The sequence below is a fragment of the Lysinibacillus sp. RS10 genome (assembly GCF_041956855.1).
In the GTDB taxonomy this organism is placed as follows: domain Bacteria; phylum Bacillota; class Bacilli; order Bacillales_A; family Planococcaceae; genus Lysinibacillus; species Lysinibacillus xylanilyticus_A.
The window spans coordinates 2998715-3015638 of the sequence record NZ_CP167122.1 but is presented as its reverse complement, the minus strand read 5'-3'; the positions used below and the strand labels follow the sequence as shown (position 1 = coordinate 3015638).

Annotated in this window: 21 protein-coding genes; 14 read left to right on the top strand and 7 right to left on the bottom strand. The window is 39.5% G+C overall.

All coding sequences use genetic code 11. The annotated features are described in order from the left end of the window. Positions 1 to 14 precede the first annotated feature (14 nt). The 3 genes from ACB089_RS15495 to ACB089_RS15485 all read left to right on the top strand — a co-directional run bounded on the left by ACB089_RS15495 (position 15) and on the right by ACB089_RS15485 (position 2483). Positions 15 to 1016: a FecCD family ABC transporter permease gene (locus tag ACB089_RS15495; RefSeq protein WP_374967205.1), complete on the top strand. Its 1002-nt coding sequence runs from the start codon at positions 15 to 17 to the stop codon at positions 1014 to 1016. After that, positions 1009 to 2016: a FecCD family ABC transporter permease gene (locus ACB089_RS15490; protein WP_374967204.1), complete on the top strand. Its 1008-nt coding sequence runs from the start codon at positions 1009 to 1011 to the stop codon at positions 2014 to 2016. The genes ACB089_RS15495 and ACB089_RS15490 overlap by 8 nt, the downstream gene beginning before the upstream one ends. Positions 2017 to 2102: 86 nt before the next feature. After that, positions 2103 to 2483, top strand: a complete 381-nt coding sequence (locus tag ACB089_RS15485) for a hypothetical protein (protein WP_374967203.1) — start codon at positions 2103 to 2105, stop codon at positions 2481 to 2483. Between the two features lie 67 nt (positions 2484 to 2550). On the opposite strand, the gene ACB089_RS15480 is transcribed toward ACB089_RS15485, so the two are convergent. Genes ACB089_RS15480 through ACB089_RS15460 form a run of 5 tightly spaced genes read right to left on the bottom strand, consistent with a single transcriptional unit; the run spans position 2551 to position 4133 of the window. Further along, positions 2551 to 2820, bottom strand: a complete 270-nt coding sequence (locus ACB089_RS15480; protein ID WP_374967202.1) for a hypothetical protein — start codon at positions 2818 to 2820, stop codon at positions 2551 to 2553. Continuing rightward, complete coding sequence (locus ACB089_RS15475) at positions 2775 to 3026, bottom strand: hypothetical protein (RefSeq protein WP_374967201.1); 252 nt, start codon at positions 3024 to 3026, stop codon at positions 2775 to 2777. Before ACB089_RS15475 ends, ACB089_RS15480 begins: the two co-directional genes overlap by 46 nt. Continuing rightward, entirely contained in the window at positions 2981 to 3334 is a 354-nt protein-coding gene (locus ACB089_RS15470) for a hypothetical protein (protein ID WP_374967200.1), read from the bottom strand. The genes ACB089_RS15475 and ACB089_RS15470 overlap by 46 nt, the downstream gene beginning before the upstream one ends. After that, a complete protein-coding gene (locus ACB089_RS15465) occupies positions 3289 to 3744 on the bottom strand; it encodes a hypothetical protein (protein WP_374967199.1) in 456 nt (151 codons plus the stop codon). The genes ACB089_RS15470 and ACB089_RS15465 overlap by 46 nt, the downstream gene beginning before the upstream one ends. Then, a complete protein-coding gene (locus tag ACB089_RS15460; RefSeq protein ID WP_374967198.1) occupies positions 3699 to 4133 on the bottom strand; it encodes a hypothetical protein in 435 nt (144 codons plus the stop codon). The genes ACB089_RS15465 and ACB089_RS15460 overlap by 46 nt, the downstream gene beginning before the upstream one ends. 170 nt (positions 4134 to 4303) lie before the next feature. Here ACB089_RS15460 and ACB089_RS15455 point away from each other — a divergent pair, with 170 nt between their 5' ends. The 5 genes from ACB089_RS15455 (at position 4304) to ACB089_RS15435 (ending at position 9914) form a co-directional block, all read left to right on the top strand. After that, positions 4304 to 4723, top strand: coding sequence for a MarR family winged helix-turn-helix transcriptional regulator (locus ACB089_RS15455; RefSeq protein ID WP_374967197.1), 420 nt, complete (start codon positions 4304 to 4306; stop codon positions 4721 to 4723). A gap of 11 nt (positions 4724 to 4734) precedes the next feature. Continuing rightward, positions 4735 to 5931: an MFS transporter gene (locus tag ACB089_RS15450; protein WP_374967196.1), complete on the top strand. Its 1197-nt coding sequence runs from the start codon at positions 4735 to 4737 to the stop codon at positions 5929 to 5931. Between the two features lie 157 nt (positions 5932 to 6088). Next, the gene (gene efeO / locus ACB089_RS15445) at positions 6089 to 6964 is read left to right on the top strand and encodes an iron uptake system protein EfeO (RefSeq protein WP_374967195.1); all 876 of its coding nucleotides are present in this window, start codon (positions 6089 to 6091) and stop codon (positions 6962 to 6964) included. Positions 6965 to 6970: 6 nt separating this feature from the next. Further along, the gene (gene efeB / locus ACB089_RS15440; protein WP_374967194.1) at positions 6971 to 8224 is read left to right on the top strand and encodes an iron uptake transporter deferrochelatase/peroxidase subunit; all 1254 of its coding nucleotides are present in this window, start codon (positions 6971 to 6973) and stop codon (positions 8222 to 8224) included. After that, positions 8199 to 9914, top strand: a complete 1716-nt coding sequence (locus tag ACB089_RS15435) for an FTR1 family protein (RefSeq protein ID WP_374967193.1) — start codon at positions 8199 to 8201, stop codon at positions 9912 to 9914. The genes efeB and ACB089_RS15435 overlap by 26 nt, the downstream gene beginning before the upstream one ends. Before the next feature lie 42 nt (positions 9915 to 9956). Here ACB089_RS15435 and ACB089_RS15430 read toward each other — a convergent pair whose 3' ends face one another. Continuing rightward, positions 9957 to 10823 carry a pentapeptide repeat-containing protein gene (locus tag ACB089_RS15430; protein ID WP_374967192.1) on the bottom strand — a complete coding sequence of 289 codons (867 nt, stop codon included), beginning with the start codon at positions 10821 to 10823 and terminating at the stop codon, positions 9957 to 9959. Positions 10824 to 11054: 231 nt separating this feature from the next. Here ACB089_RS15430 and ACB089_RS15425 point away from each other — a divergent pair, with 231 nt between their 5' ends. From ACB089_RS15425 to ACB089_RS15400, 6 genes are all read left to right on the top strand, one after another. Next, entirely contained in the window at positions 11055 to 11711 is a 657-nt protein-coding gene (locus ACB089_RS15425) for a TetR/AcrR family transcriptional regulator (RefSeq protein WP_374967191.1), read from the top strand. 447 nt (positions 11712 to 12158) lie between these two features. Further along, complete coding sequence (locus ACB089_RS15420) at positions 12159 to 12938, top strand: hypothetical protein (protein ID WP_374967190.1); 780 nt, start codon at positions 12159 to 12161, stop codon at positions 12936 to 12938. Then, positions 12935 to 13300, top strand: a complete 366-nt coding sequence (locus ACB089_RS15415) for a GntR family transcriptional regulator (protein WP_368636474.1) — start codon at positions 12935 to 12937, stop codon at positions 13298 to 13300. Before ACB089_RS15420 ends, ACB089_RS15415 begins: the two co-directional genes overlap by 4 nt. After that, positions 13301 to 13996, top strand: a complete 696-nt coding sequence (locus ACB089_RS15410) for an ATP-binding cassette domain-containing protein (RefSeq protein ID WP_374967189.1) — start codon at positions 13301 to 13303, stop codon at positions 13994 to 13996. 5 nt (positions 13997 to 14001) lie between these two features. Beyond that, complete coding sequence (locus ACB089_RS15405) at positions 14002 to 14925, top strand: ABC transporter ATP-binding protein (RefSeq protein WP_374967188.1); 924 nt, start codon at positions 14002 to 14004, stop codon at positions 14923 to 14925. Beyond that, the gene (locus ACB089_RS15400) at positions 14903 to 15841 is read left to right on the top strand and encodes an ABC transporter permease (protein ID WP_374967187.1); all 939 of its coding nucleotides are present in this window, start codon (positions 14903 to 14905) and stop codon (positions 15839 to 15841) included. Before ACB089_RS15405 ends, ACB089_RS15400 begins: the two co-directional genes overlap by 23 nt. Before the next feature lie 63 nt (positions 15842 to 15904). Here ACB089_RS15400 and ACB089_RS15395 read toward each other — a convergent pair whose 3' ends face one another. Next, positions 15905 to 16672, bottom strand: a complete 768-nt coding sequence (locus ACB089_RS15395; protein WP_374967186.1) for a sporulation protein — start codon at positions 16670 to 16672, stop codon at positions 15905 to 15907. Positions 16673 to 16924: the final 252 nt, after the last annotated feature.

Here is a 16924-nt window from a genome sequence, read left to right as displayed (position 1 = left end):
AGTAGCGAAGGCAAATGACAAAGTTTCGACAATTCCCATTTTGGCTTCAAGCGCTGTTTGCCCTGATCTTATTAGCAGTGACAGTGACGATCTCGCTTTGTGTTGGCGCGGCTAATACTAGCATTCAGGATGTCTATGAAGCTGTTGTCGGACAAAGCGGTGGCAAGCATTATACGATTTTACGTGAAATTCGATTTCCACGTATCATTGCGGCTATTTTTGTAGGCAGTGCACTTGCGGTTGCTGGTGCTATTATGCAAGGAGTTACAAGAAATCCATTAGCAGATCCTGGGCTTCTCGGTCTAACAGCGGGTGCCAATGCTGTACTTGCTTTAACAATGGCATTTATCCCCAATGCCTCTTATATGATGCTTATTTTTGCCTGTTTCGTAGGTGCTGGGATCGGGATGATGATTGTATATGGTATTGGTGCTTCTACAAAGAATGGCTTTTCTCCATTAAAGCTTGTCTTAGCCGGTGCAGCTGTATCTGCTCTTTTACAAGCAATTGCAGATGGTACGGGAATATTATTTCAAATTTCAAAAGATGTATCGATGTGGACGAGTGGTGGTTTAATTGGCACAACATGGCAAGCGCTAATTATTGTTCCTTTTATTATAATAGGCTTAATCGTAGCGTTTATATTTAGTCGTCAGCTAACCATTTTAAGTTTAAACGAAGAAGTTGCTGTAGGGTTAGGACAAAATACAACAGTAATTAAAGGAATTATGATGTTTGTAGTTGTTGTACTGGCAGGCTCTGCAGTTGCCCTTGTTGGGAATCTTGCATTTGTTGGTTTGATGGTGCCGCATATTGTGCGTGCTATTGTTGGGACAGACTATCGATTTGTCTTACCGATGAGTGCCATTATCGGTGGTTGGTTTATGGTAACAGCGGATTTCGCAGGTAGAATGATTAATGCTCCATATGAAACACCGGTAGTTGCAATTATTTCCATTATCGGCCTTCCATTCTTCTTACTTCTTGTTCGGAAGGGAGGTCGTCAGGTTGTTTAATGACGGGCGAAAAAAACAACGTAAATGGTTAATTGTATGGATATTGTTGACAATCGTTATTTTTGTGATGGGCATATCCATGGGAGCTGCTTCGGTTTCTATTGACCGCATCATACCGATCTTGCTGGGAGACGGCAGCTTTAAAGAATCATTCGTATTGTTTTCTGTTCGTTTGCCAAGATTGTTTGTATTGGCAGCAGCAGGGATGGCATTAGCATTAGCAGGTGCCGTGTTGCAGGGAGTGACCCGTAATGACTTAGCGGACCCCGGTATTATTGGGATTAATGCTGGGGCGGGTGTTGGGATTACACTTTTTTATCTCCTTGTAGATGGTAATCTTCCTAACTTTGCGTATATATTACCACTTGTCGGATTTGGTAGTGCTTTATTAACTGCAATGTGTATCTACTTTTTCGCCTATAAGCGCAATACGGGTGTACAGCCAGTCCAACTAATTTTAGTCGGAGTGGGCGTAGCCTCTGCCTTATCTGGAGTTATGATGATGTTAATTTCTTCAGCGGAGCGTAGTGATGTGCAATTTATCGCGCAATGGCTTGCGGGCAATGTTTGGGGAACGGATTGGCCGTTTTTCTGGGCGTTATTGCCTTGGCTGGTGCTAGGCATTCCATTTATTTTTTATAAGGCCAATGTGTTAAATGTACTGGCGATGAACGAACAAACGGCAGTTGGTTTAGGCATGAATATTGCACGCGAGCGCTTGCAATTATTAGTGGTCGCTGTTGCATTAGCTGCGGCTGCTGTTTCAGTTACAGGAGGAATTGCCTTTATCGGTCTAATGGCTCCACATATTGCGAAACAGCTTGTCGGACCACGCTTCCAGTTCTTTTTACCGCTTACCTTGTTTATAGGTGCAAGTTTATTAATGCTAGCGGATACGATTGGCCGCGTAGCGATTGCCAGTGCGACAGTGCCAGCTGGTATTGTCGTAGCATGTATCGGTGCTCCTTATTTTTTATATTTATTACGAAAAAACGACTGAATGGCTTTGGCTGTTCGGTTGTTTTTTTATTTTGAAAGGCTTTTTCGGAATATTTATTGAATATGATAAATGGGGAGTGATGGTATATGAAGAAATTATTAATCGTCTTATTATGTTCAATAATTGTATTGTCAGCATGTAATTCAACAGTAGCAATTACTAAAGTAAAATCTGTACCAAAGGATTTACAAGAAACTTTAAATGTCCTTGGAATGGAAGATTATGCCCAAATGATAAATAATGGTGAAAAGCGCTCGTATATTGTGATCAATACAAAGGAAACTGTTACGGTCAGCGTGGAGAGTAAGGAAGATACGATTGTAATAAACATTGATGAAATTGAAAATCAAAACGACGAAGTTATGAAGCAGCATATTTATAAACTAACGAAAGATGCTAATTATGAATATATTTATTTATATAAAAATGGCGAACAGATTCCGTTTAATACAGTTGCGGCTTTTTAGTTAAAAGGAGTGGCGGAAAGAATAGCGACAACGACGGATAGAAATAGCTGCGACGGAAAGCAAGGCCTTATCGACGGAAAGAAGTCTCAGAGCGACGGAAAGAACCCCGGCACAGACAGAAAGAAAAGCCAAGGAGAAGGATAGAAATAGGGGCGACGGAAACAATGGAGTGATCGACGGAAAGAAGTCTCAGAACGACGGAAAGAACCCCTGCACCGACGGTAAGAAAAGCCAAGGAGACGGATAGAATAGGGGCGACGGAAACAATGGAGTTATCGATGGAAAGAAGTCTCAGAGCGACGGAAAGAACGCCAGCACCGACGGAAAGAAAAGCCAAGGGGACGGATAGAAATAGAGGCGACGGAAACAATGGAGTGATCGACGGAAAGAAGTCTCAGAGCGACGGAAAAAACCCCGGCACCGACGGAAAGAAAAGCCAAGGGGACGGATAGAAATAGAGGCGACGGAAACAATGGAGTGATCGACGGAAAGAAGTCTCAGAGCGACGGAAAGAACCCCGGCACCGACGGAAAGAAAAGCCAAGGAGACGGATAGAAATAGGGGCGACGGAAACTATGGAGTGATCGACGGAAAGAAGTCTCAGAGCGACGGAAAGAACCCCGGCACCGACGGAAAGAAAAGCCAAGGGGACGGATAGAAATAGAGGCGACGGAAACAATGGAGTAATCGACGGAAAGAAGTCTCAGAGCGACGGAAAGAACCCCGGCACCGACGGAAAGAAAAGCCAAGGAAACGGATAGAATAGAGGCGACGGAAACAATGGAATGATCGACGGAAAGAAGTCTCAGAGCGACGGAAAGAACGCCAGCACCGACGGAAAGAAAAGCCAAGGGGACGGATAGAAATAGAGGCGACGGAAACAATGGAGTGATCGACGGAAAGAAGTCTCAGAGCGACGGAAAAAACCCCGGCACCGACGGAAAGAAAAGCCAAGGGGACGGATAGAAATAGAGGCGACGGAAACAATGGAGTGATCGACGGAAAGAAGTCTCAGAGCGACGGAAAGAACGCCAGCACCGACGGAAAGAACAGTCAAGGAGACGGATAGAATAGAGGCGACGGAAACAATGGAGTGATCGACGGAAAGAAGTCTCAGAACGACGGAAAGAAGTCTCAGAACGACGGAAAGAAAAGCCAAGGAGACGGATAGAATAGAGGCGACGGAAACAATGGAGTGATCGACGGAAAGAAGTCTCAGAGCGACGGAAAGAATCCCGGCACCGACGGAAAGAAAAGCCAAGGAGACGGATAGAAATAGGGGCGACGGAAACTATGGAGTGATCGACGGAAAGAAGTCTCAGAACGACGGAAAGAAAAGCCAAGGAGACGGATAGAATAGAGGCGACGGAAACAATGGAGTGATCGACGGAAAGAAGTCTCAGAGCGACGGAAAAAACCCCGGCACCGACGGAAAGAAAAGCCAAGGGGACGGATAGAAATAGAGGCGACGGAAACAATGGAGTGATCGACGGAAAGAAGTCTCAGAGCGACGGAAAGAATCCCGGCACCGACGGAAAGAAAAGCCAAGGAGACGGATAGAATAGAGGCGACGGAAACAATGGAGTGATCGACGGATAGAAGTCTCAGAGCGACGGAAAGAATCCCGGCACCGACGGAAAGAAAAGCCAAGGGGACGGATAGAAATAGAGGCGACGGAAAGAATAGCTACAACGACGGAAAGACCAACGACAACGATAGCGGCTCTAAACTAGAGGAATTCTCGCTAATTCCCTACTAGACAAATCGCTATTTTGGGTATATAGTTACCTAGGCTAACTAATTTATAAGGAGTGGTAACTGTGACGGTTGAACAGAATTTTTTTAATCAGTATCGCTTAATGTACAGACCTTTAATCAATCAAGTGAATGTGCAATTAGAGAAATATCAGTTGTATAGCTCGCAATGGGCTGTTCTTCGATTACTTAATGATAAGGGGCGACATTCATTCGTGGAGATTGCGAATTATATGTCAATTGAAAAGCCCAGTGTCACAAGGTTTGTTCACAAGCTTGTAGATCTAGGCTATGTGGAAACGGTAGCGGGCAGGGATAAGCGCGAAAAGCTTGTACAATTAACGGCTTATGGTGAAGAACTTGTGCTAGAAATAAAGGCGCATTTAAAACCGTTGTTTGAACAGGCACTTGAAGGCGTATCAAAGCAGGAGATAGAGATTGCGACACAAGTTTTAGAGAAAATTTGTGCAAACATAAATCGGTAGGAGAGATGAAAGTGGAAACAACTAGAGATAGACTATGGACAAAAGACTTCTTAATCGTCTCACTTATTAACTTTACGATTACATTAATCTTTTTTTTATTGATGGTAACAATTGCAGGCTATGCGGTTGAGCACTTTGGAGCTTCAACTAGTACGGCAGGGCTTGTATCGAGTATTTTTATTATAGGTACATTAATAGGGCGTCTTGGGGCAGGACGAATCATTGGGGATTGGGGTAGTAAAAAAACATTATTTTGTGGATTATTATTGTTTATGCTATCAACGATGTCATATTTTTTCGCGGTAAATTTGACACTTCTCATGCTCAATCGTTTAGTACAAGGAATTGCACTTGGCGTGGCGAGTACGGCAACTGGAACAATTATTGCACAAATTTTACCGTCAAATCGACGTGGTGAAGGTATTGGTTATTACAGTTTAAGTGCCATCTTAGCAACTGCTATTGGACCGTTTGTAGGTATTCTTTTAACACAACTGTTTGAAGATTTTCGTATGATTTTTGCAGTCGATTCAGTATTAGCTATTATTTGCTTTTTGATGTATTTTATCGTGACAGTTCCTGACGCACCGAAGAAAGCCAAAGAAATGGCAGAGAAAACAAGCTTTAAGCTAAGCCATTTTATCGAAATGCGTGCTGTGCCAATTGCTTTTGTGGGGTTAGTTATCGGTTTTGCTTACTCAGGGGTTATGTCATTTATGACGTTTTATGCGAAAGAGCTTGATTTGGTCTCAGCGGGAAGTTATTTCTTTATTATTTATGCAATCGTGATTCTAGCGACACGTCCATTTACAGGAAAGCTTCTAGACTCAAGAGGCGCGAATATTGTTGTTTATCCGTGTTTAGTTATTTTTGCAATCGGTATGTATGCCTTTAGCTCGGCTACAAGTAGTGTTGTATTTTTACTAGCTGCTGCTTGCATCGGTATTGGTTATGGTAACTTCAATTCTGTAGCGCAAGCAATAGCTATTAAGGTTACACCAAATGAGCGATTAGGACTTGCGACATCGACCTATTTTATTTTATATGATTTAGGTTTAGGTGTTGGTCCTTATTTCTTAGGGTTCTTCGTTCCAACGATGGGCTACAGTGCGATTTTCTTTGCGATGGTATTCGTAATTTTACTGTCAATTATCCTTTATTATTTCTTATATGGAAAATATGAAAATAACAAAAATTTCGTAGATTAGAATCGTTATATTGTAGGAAAAGCGTTATTTTTCTAGTTATATTAAAATATCAACTAGAAAATGACGTTTTTTTCTTTAAATAAAAATACTTCTTGCAATAGAGTGTGATAATCATTATCATTCTCAATATAAACTATTTCGGAAGTAGGTACTTAGCATGAAAAAAACATCAATATTGTCAGTATTAGTTGCAGGTGGCATTCTAATGACTGGCTGTGGCAATACAGAAGAAACAAAAAAAGAAGAGAAGCCCGCAACGGAGCAAGCAGATAAAGCAGAACAAACAAAAGGGGCTGATCTTACAGCTGAACTATCAGCTTATAAACAATTTGCTTTAGAACAAATGGATCAATTTTTACTAGAAACAGAGAAATTTGTAAATCTAGTTAAAGCTGGCGATATTGAAGGAGCAAAAGCAGCCTATGCACCAGCTCGTATGTATTTTGAGCGTTCAGAGCCAATCGCAGAAAGCTTTGGAGACCTTGACCCACGTATTGACGGTCGTTTAGCCGATATCCAAGAAGAAGGTAAGGGCGAGGAAGAGTGGACAGGTTATCATAAGCTTGAACATGCACTTTGGGTTGAAAATAAAACTGCAGGCTACGAAAAAGTAGCAGATCAACTATTAGCCGATGCAAAAGAATTACACGCATTAGTTCAAACTGTTGAAGTAACACCAGATTTAATGATTACAGGTGCTGTTGATTTATTAAATGAAGTATCAACATCTAAAATCACTGGTGAAGAGGAAATCTATTCTCACACTGACCTTTATGACTTTAAAGCAAATATTGAAGGCGCAGAAAAAATCTTTGAAATCTTACGTCCGAAATTAGAAGCAAAAGATAAAGAATTAGTAGCAACATTAGATGAAAAATTCAAAGCAGTGGACGATTTATTGGCACAGCACGCAACAGCTGACGGTGGATATGTTTCTTACGAAGAATTAACAGAAGAAAACACAAAAGCACTTGCAGCAGCAGTTAATCAACTAGGAGAACCATTAAGTCAAATGGGGATTATTTTGGAGTGATAATAAATGACAGAGTCAAATGATGGAAAATGGATCAATAAAAAAATATCTAGACGTGACATGTTAAAGCTAACTGGCATCGGGGCAGCAGGTGTAGCGATCGGTGCTTCAGGCTTAGGTGGTGTTATGAAAGCAATGGGCTATGATGTGTTTGAGCCCGTTGCGGATAGCACGACAGCACGTAATAAAGTTGATTTCTATGGAAAACATCAATCTGGCATTGTTACACCCGTTCAAACGAATATTTATTTTGCTTCTTTAGATGTTTTATTCACATCAAAGAAGGAACTACAAGAGTTGTTCAAACAATGGACACCTCTTGTTGTACGTTTAATGAATGGTGAATTAATGGTAGATTTAACAACAAATACTAGAGTTCCAACAGGAGATACGGGTGAAGCTGAAGGATTAAACGCCTCAAATCTCTCCATAACTATAGGGGTTGGTCCATCTCTTTTCGAAAAGCTTGGTATCCAGCACTTAAAGCCAGCTGAACTAAATGATTTACCACATTTCCCGAAAGATCAGCTACAAAAAGAATACACAGGTGGAGATATTTGTATTCAAGCATGTGCAGATGACCCACAAGTGGCGTTTCATGCAGTACGTAATTTAGTACGTGCAGCTTCTGGTAAAGTAGAGGTTAAATGGTCACAGGCAGGATTCAACTCTTTCCCAACAGGCGGAGGAACACCTCGAAATTTATTTGCGTTCAAGGACGGTACGGGCAATCCTACTGATGAAAAAGATTTAAACAAAGTGGTTTGGGTCGATAAAGGTTGGTTAAAAGGTGGCTCTTATTTAGTTGCTCGTAAAGTTCAAATGCATCTTGAAACATGGGATCGCACATCTTTAAAAGATCAGGAAGCAACATTTGGTCGTTATCGCGATAGTGGGGCACCGTTTGGTAAAAAGAAAGAGTTTGATGATTTCGACGTAGAAGCGAAGGATAGTAATGGTGAGTATATTATGCCAGATACATCTCATGTGCATTTGGCTCGTAAATCGGGTGCGCGTATGTTACGTCGCTCATACTCTTACGCATCCGGTGTTATGACGAATACTGGCGCGCATGATGCGGGGCTAATGTTCATATCTTTTCAAAAAGACCCGGCCCAATTTACAACAGTGCAAAATAGTTTAGGGCGTATGGATAAAATGAATGAGTACATTACCCATCGAGGCAGTGCCGTGTTTGCTTGCTTCCCTGGTGTACAAAAGGGGAGTTATCTAGGTGAAGCACTTTTTAACGCGCTGTAGTTTAATTTTATGCTTGTTATTTGCACTTGCTGTACCAGTGCAGGCAGCGCAATCTTATAGTCATTTGTACATCTCGATTAGTGATGCACTGATGAATACGAAGCAGGATAAAGAAGCCGAGGCAAAACTGGCACTTGAACAGTTTACTAAAGACTGGGCATCCGTAACATCTGAACAGACAGAAGCAAAAGAAAAAGTGGATGAACTTCTTGCACAAGCAGTTGAAGCTACTTCAAAGGATGAACGTTTAGAGGCACTATCGGCTTTGTCAAATGCTTTACGTGCTCTAGAAGAGCTTGAAAACCCTGTGGATGAAGCGGCGCAACGTGCAGAATTTGGACAAAAGTTTAAACCCATCATGGCGGACTTTGAAAAAGCATTAGCCAGTGGGGACATTGCAGCCATCGATGAAGCCTATAAAGACTTTAATATCAAATGGAATAAAAATGAAAGACCTGTGCGTGAGCAAAGTATTGCGATGTATGGGCAAATTGAAACACAAATGGCGTTTTTACGCATTTCCATTTCCGCTGAGGAGCCAGATGTAACTCTTATGAAGTCCCAATTTGCAGAGTTAAAACAAACAATTGAGGATTTTGTAGCTGGTAAGGAAACAGCGAAAGCAGTTGAAGGAGAATATTCGTTATCTACATTAATTGCCTATATTGATGAGGCAAACGATTTTATCGATGCAGGTGATTATAAAGCTGCCTCTGATAAAATTCTTGAATTCATTACGATATGGCCAAGTGTAGAAATTGAAATTTCGACTCGTAACGGTAGCCTATATACTAAAATTGAGAGTGATATGCCGATTATCGCTAGTGATTTATTAAAATCAACAGTCGATAAAGAAGCTATTAAAAGTAAATTAGATAATTTCCGCACTGAAATAGAGTTGATTCAAGCTGATTCAGATTATACTTTTTGGGATTCAGCGCTTATCTTATTGCGTGAAGGCTTAGAGGCATTGCTAATTATTTTGGCATTAGTTTCATTCTTAGAGAAATCAGGACAAAAGCCAATGCGCAAATGGATCTATATCGGTGCATTTGTAGGGGTTCTATTATCAGCAGTAGCGGCTATTTTAATGTCGACAATTTTAAATTCTCCGACAGTTGATACAAACCGAGAGCTGATGGAAGGCTATATTGGCTTACTAGCTGCTGCAATGATGGTAGGAGTTGGGATTTGGCTCCACAGTAAATCAAGTGTGGCAAGCTGGAATCGCTATATTTCTAAACAAATGGGCAATGCGATCTCCAGTGGTTCAGTGTTTGCCATGGCCGCAATTAGCTTCCTATCTGTCTTCCGTGAAGGGGCAGAAACACTTGTCTTCTATGCAGGAATTGCACCTAAAATGGAGACATCGCAATTTGTACTAGGTATCGTAGTAGCACTTCTAGTATTAACGATTTTTGCATTTGTGTTATTTAAAGCAAGTGGAAAAATACCAGTTCATAAATTTTTCGCAGTGGCAACGGTGTTAATTTATGTACTGGCCTTTAAAATTATTGGTGTCAGTCTGCATACATTGCAGCTGAGGGATGCAGTTTCAACAACAATTGTAGATGGCTTACCAGTTATTAGCTTCATTGGTTTTTACCCAACTGTTGAGACAATGATTGGACAAGCGATTTTACTTGTACTAGTTGTAGTTACGATCATCTTTAAAAAGAAACAAAAATAAATAGAAGGGCAGATGAAGATATTTTCATCTGCCCTGTTTTAATTAGTGATCCCAATGAGACGGACGTTTCAGGTGGGAGGGTAATTTTGTTTGATGATTGCCTTGTGCTGAATTAAGTTGCATTTGGGTTAAAAACATACTTGTTGAAAGGTCTGCGCCACGTAAATTGGCATCACGTAAATCCGCACCAATAAAATCAACACCTCTTAAATCTGCATTTTCAAGATTAGCGGCAATTAAATAAGCTCCTCGAAGGTCAGTTGCTCTTAAATCCTTACTTTTTAAATTCTTCCCCATCCAATCGACCCCTCTATTGTCATACTTTCGAGAGTTTTTTCCATTCATCTTTGCGATAAGATTTTGGCGAATTTGCTCACTTGTTTCTAATAGTAAAATGTTCACTGGCAGTCGATAATTAGGAATATCTACTGCTAGTAATGCATCTGCTTCCAGCTCTGTTGCACGCTGTAGTTGTTCTAATTGCAAACGTAGCTTGTTAAATAGAGATGAATCAACTTTGTGGGATAAAGCCTCTGCTACATACGCAATCATTTCATATAACTGCTCCATAATCGGAAAGACACGAAACATTTTCTCAGAAATTTCAGGGGATTGTCGCCAGTCCTGCCCATGAAATGTTGTTTGGGAAACCTTTTGACCTGCTCCTAAACAATCAAAAACTGTACATCCTTTAAACCCTTGATCTCTAAGTTTACTATGAATTTGACAGCTAAAATCTGCTTGTAGATTCGGGCATGGTGTCCCAGCTGCCTTATTAATGGCGAAGTCGCTAGAAGCAACAATATTTAAAGCCGTGCAACAAAGGCCGAAACAACTTTGGCAATCCGCCTGTAAGCTTTCGCGTATCTTTTTTTCCATTGTATTATCTATTTTTTTTACTTCGGACATCATTGATTTCCCCTCTTAACGATCAACTTACATATGATTCTATCACTAATTACCTGCGTAAGGATATTTTTTCCATCGTTTTTATTAAAGATAAAAGCGAAGCGACAGTCACATTACTTAAATTAGAGTTTGTAATTCATCTTTTACAAAAATCAGTTCATTATATTGGCAATTAATTGTAAAACGCTATAATTTAATAGACAGACAGTCGGTCTATAAGGAGGGGTAAAAATGAGAAAAGAGGCGCAGGAACGTAGAAACGAAATACTTGATGCAGCGGATGAGCTGTTCGGTCAGAAGGGCTTTGATGGCACAAGTACAAATGATATTCTCGAAAAGGTCGGAATTGCGCGAGGAACATTGTATTATCATTTCAAGTCGAAAGTGGATATTATGGATGCGCTAATTGAGCGATATAATGCCCAAATTTTAGGGGCTGCTAAGGCAATTGCCGCAGATAAGAGCATTCCCGTTAACGAGCGTATTGTCCGTGTTGTCATGGCACTAAATATAAGTGACGGAAACGGCAAGGAAATTATTGATCATATACATAAGCCCCAAAACGCGCTTATGCATCGGAAAATACAAAAGGTTATCATAAACGGCCTTCCGCCAATCTTGACGGAAATAATCCGTGAGGGTATCGAACTGGGGCTATTCAGTACGCCGTATCCATATGAATGCATGGAAATGGTTGTTGCCTATACGAATACCGTTTTTGATGATGATCTGGTTGAAATGTCCAAGGAAGAGCGTGCTTCACGTATTCCTGCTTTTGTATTCAACGTAGAAAGATTGCTCGGTGTTGAAAGCGGAAGTCTTATGTACATGATGAAGATGTTTGGCAGCGGAGATGAGAGTGGAAGAATTGGAAATGAAGATGGTTAATTGAAAGGGATTATTCTTTCTGCTACGGTCAGGACAGCAGATTTCAGCAATAGGAAGCAAGGTTCCGTCGTTTTGGCTAGATATTTTGTTAAGTATTACAGAATCATCCGTAATGACATCTTAAAATTATTATCGGTGAACATGTTGTAAAGTCTTTTGGCGAGGGCGATGATTAACGCCTTCGTGACCAACATCCTGTCGCTACGTTTACACTACGCTTTCGCACAGAAAATATTTGTTGCCCTGAGCCCTAGGAAAGCGCCCAGTCGGAACGGAAATCACCCCCATATTGCCGAGGATGCATACTTTATTAAACTTAATGTCATTACAACATGAAGGAAGAAGCCTGTAATTAAAAGGCCCTTCCTTTTTTTTGCATTTAATACTTGCAAACTTAAAAGTCATAGTGTAATATTCAACTAGTACACTATAACACGAGGTGTTTGCATGAAAAAATTTGCAGGGTTATTCAAAAAGGAATGGGTGCTTTTTAGGGCATGGCTATTTGTTGCGATTTTTGCAGGGATTATGTTGTCATTGGTGCTTCCATATTTAATAAAGCGATTTGTTGATGGCTTTACATTACCGGAAAATCAGCTATCATTTGCACTCACAATGGTCGTGATTGTATTAGGCGGATTTTATTCGATATTACAATTTTTAGCTAGTATACGACACGATTTAAAGGTCAAAGAAATATGGCTACACTCCACTAGCTCTATTACACAGCTTGTGGGTGTAAAAGTTATTTTTTCACTATTTGGATATGCTATCTTCAATTTATTTTTTATTAGTATAGCCATGTACAATGTAAAAGATGAATTTGTAGCCAATTTTGGACAAATAGTATTATCATTAATACTTTCTGTAGGAATTTTAGTCATTTTCCAATGGATAATGTTTGTCATACTGCTACTATTTTTAGCATTTTATCTCCAAATAAACCACTTAATTGGTCGCTTTGCCATTGTTATTATGATGGGTGCTTTTTTCTTCAGTATGAATTTATGGTATAAATTTACTGAAAGCCAGCTATATGCTTCTATTTTTCATCATATTGAAATTCCATTAGATTGGTTGGCACACTATTTACCAAAGGCAAAAGTATCGACTATTGAGATTATCTATAATCCGCTTTATGTTGTGGAGGAAGTAGTGATGATAATTTTGATTGTCATTCTATTTATCGTAGCGACGAAGTGGCTTGAAAAGGCGGTTTTACGATGACAATCGACTTTTCACGTGATAAGCCCATATATAGCCAACTTGTAGATCGGATATGTGGAGATATTTTGAAAGGAAAGTTAGAGCTAGGGGATCGACTTCCTTCTGTTCGAGAATATGCAGTTGAAACAGGTGTAAATGTAAATACCGTACAACGCGTGTACAAGGAGTTAGAAGCCATGAATATAACGGAAACGAAACGAGGTCAAGGTACATTTATTACAACCAATGAAGAGCGGATTGTACTTTTACGAGAAGATATGAAAAACCAATTAGCTGAAAATTTTTTAACATCTATTGAAGCACTGGGATTTTCAAAGGAAGAGATGCTTGTCGTGTTAACAAAAAATCGTGAGGTGAAATAAATGTTACAGCTATCAAATGTTTCTTTTCGTTATATGAAAAAGCCAATTTTGCAAGATGTGTCTTTTTCCATTCCGGTTGGCCGAATCATTGGGCTTGTTGGAGAAAATGGGAGTGGCAAGTCGACACTTTTAAAAGTATTGGCGGGCTTATTACGTCCATCTAGTGGTGAGGTCTTGCTAAATGGAACGCCTGTAACACGCAGAAGTGCTGATAAAATTGCTTATTTACCAGATATTGATTTGTTTTTTGATTTTTACACAGGTGAGCAGCTTTTTCAGCACTATGCCTCACAATTCGAAGATTTTTCGTATGATAAGGCATGTATCGTAGCAGAGTTTTTAAACGTTGATAAAAATATGAAGCTACGACAATTATCAAAGGGGAACCGTGGTCGAATGAAAATGGCCGCAACTCTTGGGCGAGAAGTACCCTTTTATTTAATGGATGAGCCATTTTCTGGTTTAGATCCAATCGTTCGTGAACAGCTGATTAAAGGGTTAATTCAATTTACAGATATTGAAAACCAAACAATATTGTTATCAACGCATGAGTTATATGAGGTAGAACCTATTTTAGATCAAATTATTTTACTGCAAAATGGTTCGATTATTGCACATGAGGAAGTAGAGACGATTCGAGATGTTACGAATAAAGATGCTGTGCAATGGATGAAAACTTATTATAAGAAAGGATGAAATTAATGACAACACAACCAATAGTTCAATTGCAAAATTTATCAAAAACCATTCGTGGTAAGCAATTAATTCAGCAACTGAATATCGATTTATATCCAGGTCAAATTACTGGATTTTTAGGACCAAATGGTGCCGGGAAAACGACGACTATTCGTATGATGACAGGGCTTATGCATCCAACAGAGGGGAAAGTCATTGTAGATGGCCTTTCCTTACAGGAGAATTATGAAGAAGCGATTAGTAAGATTGGCGTAATTGTAGAAAACCCGGAAATGTATAAATTTATGACGGGCTATAAAAACTTACTGCATTTTGCGCGTATGCATAAAAACGTTACAAAAGAGCGTATTGAAGAAGTGGTTAGACAGGTCGGTCTAGAGAAACGCATTCATGAAAAGGTATCGACGTATTCACTTGGGATGCGTCAGCGTTTAGGACTTGCTCAGGCACTACTGCATCGACCAAAATTTTTAATTTTAGATGAACCAACAAATGGTTTAGATCCAGCGGGCATTCGTGAGTTTCGTATGTATTTGCGTAAAATTGCGGCTGAGGATGGCGTATCTGTTTTTGTTTCTAGCCATTTATTATCCGAAATTGAGTTAATGTGTGATCGAGTAGCGGTTATACAAAATGGTAAACTCATCGATATTCGTGATATTAACATTGAAACTTCTTCATTTTATTATATTGAAGCTGCACCAAAAGATGATGTTGCCATTCATCTGCAGAAGTTCGATTATAACTTTACTGTAGAAAATAATGGTTTCGTGGTGGAAATAAAGAAAGAAGATATACCGAAACTGATTACGCAATTTGTGAACGCAGAAATCCAATTATTCGCCGTACAACCACATCAAAAAACGTTAGAGGATCAATTCTTAGAAATGACAGGAGGTGGCCAAATTGCTGAAGCTAATACAAAATGAATGGATGAAATTGTGGCATAAAAAAGGAACTTGGGCAATGGTCGCACTATTAATCCTCGCTATTGTTGGTCCTGGTATTATGATGAAATACTATGAAACAAAGACTGCAGAGGATATAACGTGGCAGGAAAATGAACAACAGGTCATTAATAGTTATAAAGACATGTTGAAGGGTGACGATGTTTCAGAAGTAGATAAAAAATACTTTGAAGAGCAAATTGCTATTTCTGAGTATCGATTAGCAAATGACGTGCCTTCTCAAACAGAGGGAAGCCTAGCAAGCTTTATGACATTTGCAAGTAATATGCTATCTTTAATCACATTGTTCACAGTGATTTTAGCAGCGAGTATCGTATCAAGTGAGTTTTCAACAGGCACGATTAAAATGTTGTTAACACGTCCTATGTCTCGGGCAAAAATATTAACTTCAAAATTACTGACAACTTTCATATTTGGGCTCTTTTTGATTGCTGTCAATGTAGTAGTTAGCGCTCTAGTAGGGTTCATATTATTTGGTGGTGCAACGGGCGTTGAGTTAGAGATGGTCAATGGTCAGGTTGTTGAAAAAGCAGTATGGAATGATTTGGCCTATCACTATTTACTTTCTGGCGGAGATTTTGTGATGTCGACATTATTTGCTTTCTTAGTGGGCTCAGTATTCCGTTCAAGCTCTTTAGCAATTGGTTTAACGATGTTCTTATCTTTTATGGGCGGAATGATTGTGATGTTCTTAAGCCGATATGAATTTGTTAAATATATTTGGATAACACATTCAAATTTAACACAGTATGAAAGTGGTAATTTAATGATAGAAGGTATTACAATGCCATTCTCTCTTACAATTCTCGCGATCTATGCAGTTTTATTCTTAGCAATAAGCTATATGTCATTCATGAAACGTGATGTGACAGCATAAAAAAGACACGGTGTGAAATCGACTTTCATACCGTGTTTTTTTAATTCTTAGATTCATCAAGGGCTACAAATGTTTAGAGATAATTTGCTGTAGCTTTGCTTGAATAGTTGGTAAGTCCTGTATCGTAATCGTTGTTCTAACATTGCTTTCGTCCATATCTAAAGCTTCAGAGAAGAAGCTACCAATACCTCTTACTTTTCGATCAATTTGCATGAGTAATTCTACTGAATGATTAGTTTGAGATAAAAAGACGATTTCAAGCTCATCTAAATGTCCTCTAAATTGCCCAGTTGGCACAAATTCAAACTCTTGGATGAAAGGATAGTACCCACGGAATCGAGCTGGCGCCTGCTCACATTCTGCTTCGCGTAAACGGAATCCAAGTCCATTAATGGCATCGAGAATATGTGCTGCGAGGTCTGTAGGCTGGACACGAATATAATCTTTATCATGAGGATCTACTGCGTTTTTAATATCAAGCCCTGTTTGAATCCATACTTGTGTTTTGCCCGCTGTAATAGGTGTTTCGAATGGCAATGTTAAAGAAAAGGGAATTACTTTCTTTTCACCAGCAGCAATCACAAATGGCTCCGTTACTTTAACTTTTTGTAGCGCTACGACTTCCGTATATTTATGGTCATTAGATTCTCGAATATAAGTAGTATTCACCGATAAAAAAATGGTATCGACTTGCTGCTCAACATTCCCACCTTGCACAACGATTTCACCACGCATAACTTCTCCTGCCTGGTATGTAGACTTTTCTAGCATTGTATCGACTGTTGCCGAGCCAATCCCAATACTTGCAAGTGCTTTGTTAAAAAAAGACATTTGTATTCCTCCTATTGACTTTAATAATTATACATACGAAAATTTTTGGAAAAGGTTTCAAGATGTAAAAAAGTTTCGTCTTCATAACTGAAAACAAGAGAGGCATATTTATCCGTCACCATAAAAAATACCGAAAAGGCACTAGAAGTAGATTCTATCGACGTTTACAAGATGAATTATACAAGGGATATACATATTGAAAATTCAGAAAAACATTTATTTTTCGCAGGATGAAGATTATAATAGACAGTA

What these genes read in the sequence shown, in the direction of transcription:
- ACB089_RS15420 (WP_374967190.1), top strand. Translation starts at nt 12,159, where the DNA reads ATGAAAAAATTTGCAGGGTTATTCAAAAAGGAATGGGTGCTTTTTAGG.
- efeO (WP_374967195.1), top strand. Translation starts at nt 6,089, where the DNA reads ATGAAAAAAACATCAATATTGTCAGTATTAGTTGCAGGTGGCATTCTA.
- ACB089_RS15430 (WP_374967192.1), bottom strand. Translation starts at nt 10,823, where the DNA reads ATGTCCGAAGTAAAAAAAATAGATAATACAATGGAAAAAAAGATACGC.
- ACB089_RS15415 (WP_368636474.1), top strand. Translation starts at nt 12,935, where the DNA reads ATGACAATCGACTTTTCACGTGATAAGCCCATATATAGCCAACTTGTA.
- ACB089_RS15395 (WP_374967186.1), bottom strand. Translation starts at nt 16,672, where the DNA reads ATGTCTTTTTTTAACAAAGCACTTGCAAGTATTGGGATTGGCTCGGCA.
- ACB089_RS15485 (WP_374967203.1), top strand. Translation starts at nt 2,103, where the DNA reads ATGAAGAAATTATTAATCGTCTTATTATGTTCAATAATTGTATTGTCA.
- ACB089_RS15425 (WP_374967191.1), top strand. Translation starts at nt 11,055, where the DNA reads ATGAGAAAAGAGGCGCAGGAACGTAGAAACGAAATACTTGATGCAGCG.
- ACB089_RS15410 (WP_374967189.1), top strand. Translation starts at nt 13,301, where the DNA reads ATGTTACAGCTATCAAATGTTTCTTTTCGTTATATGAAAAAGCCAATT.
- efeB (WP_374967194.1), top strand. Translation starts at nt 6,971, where the DNA reads ATGACAGAGTCAAATGATGGAAAATGGATCAATAAAAAAATATCTAGA.
- ACB089_RS15405 (WP_374967188.1), top strand. Translation starts at nt 14,002, where the DNA reads ATGACAACACAACCAATAGTTCAATTGCAAAATTTATCAAAAACCATT.
- ACB089_RS15495 (WP_374967205.1), top strand. Translation starts at nt 15, where the DNA reads ATGACAAAGTTTCGACAATTCCCATTTTGGCTTCAAGCGCTGTTTGCC.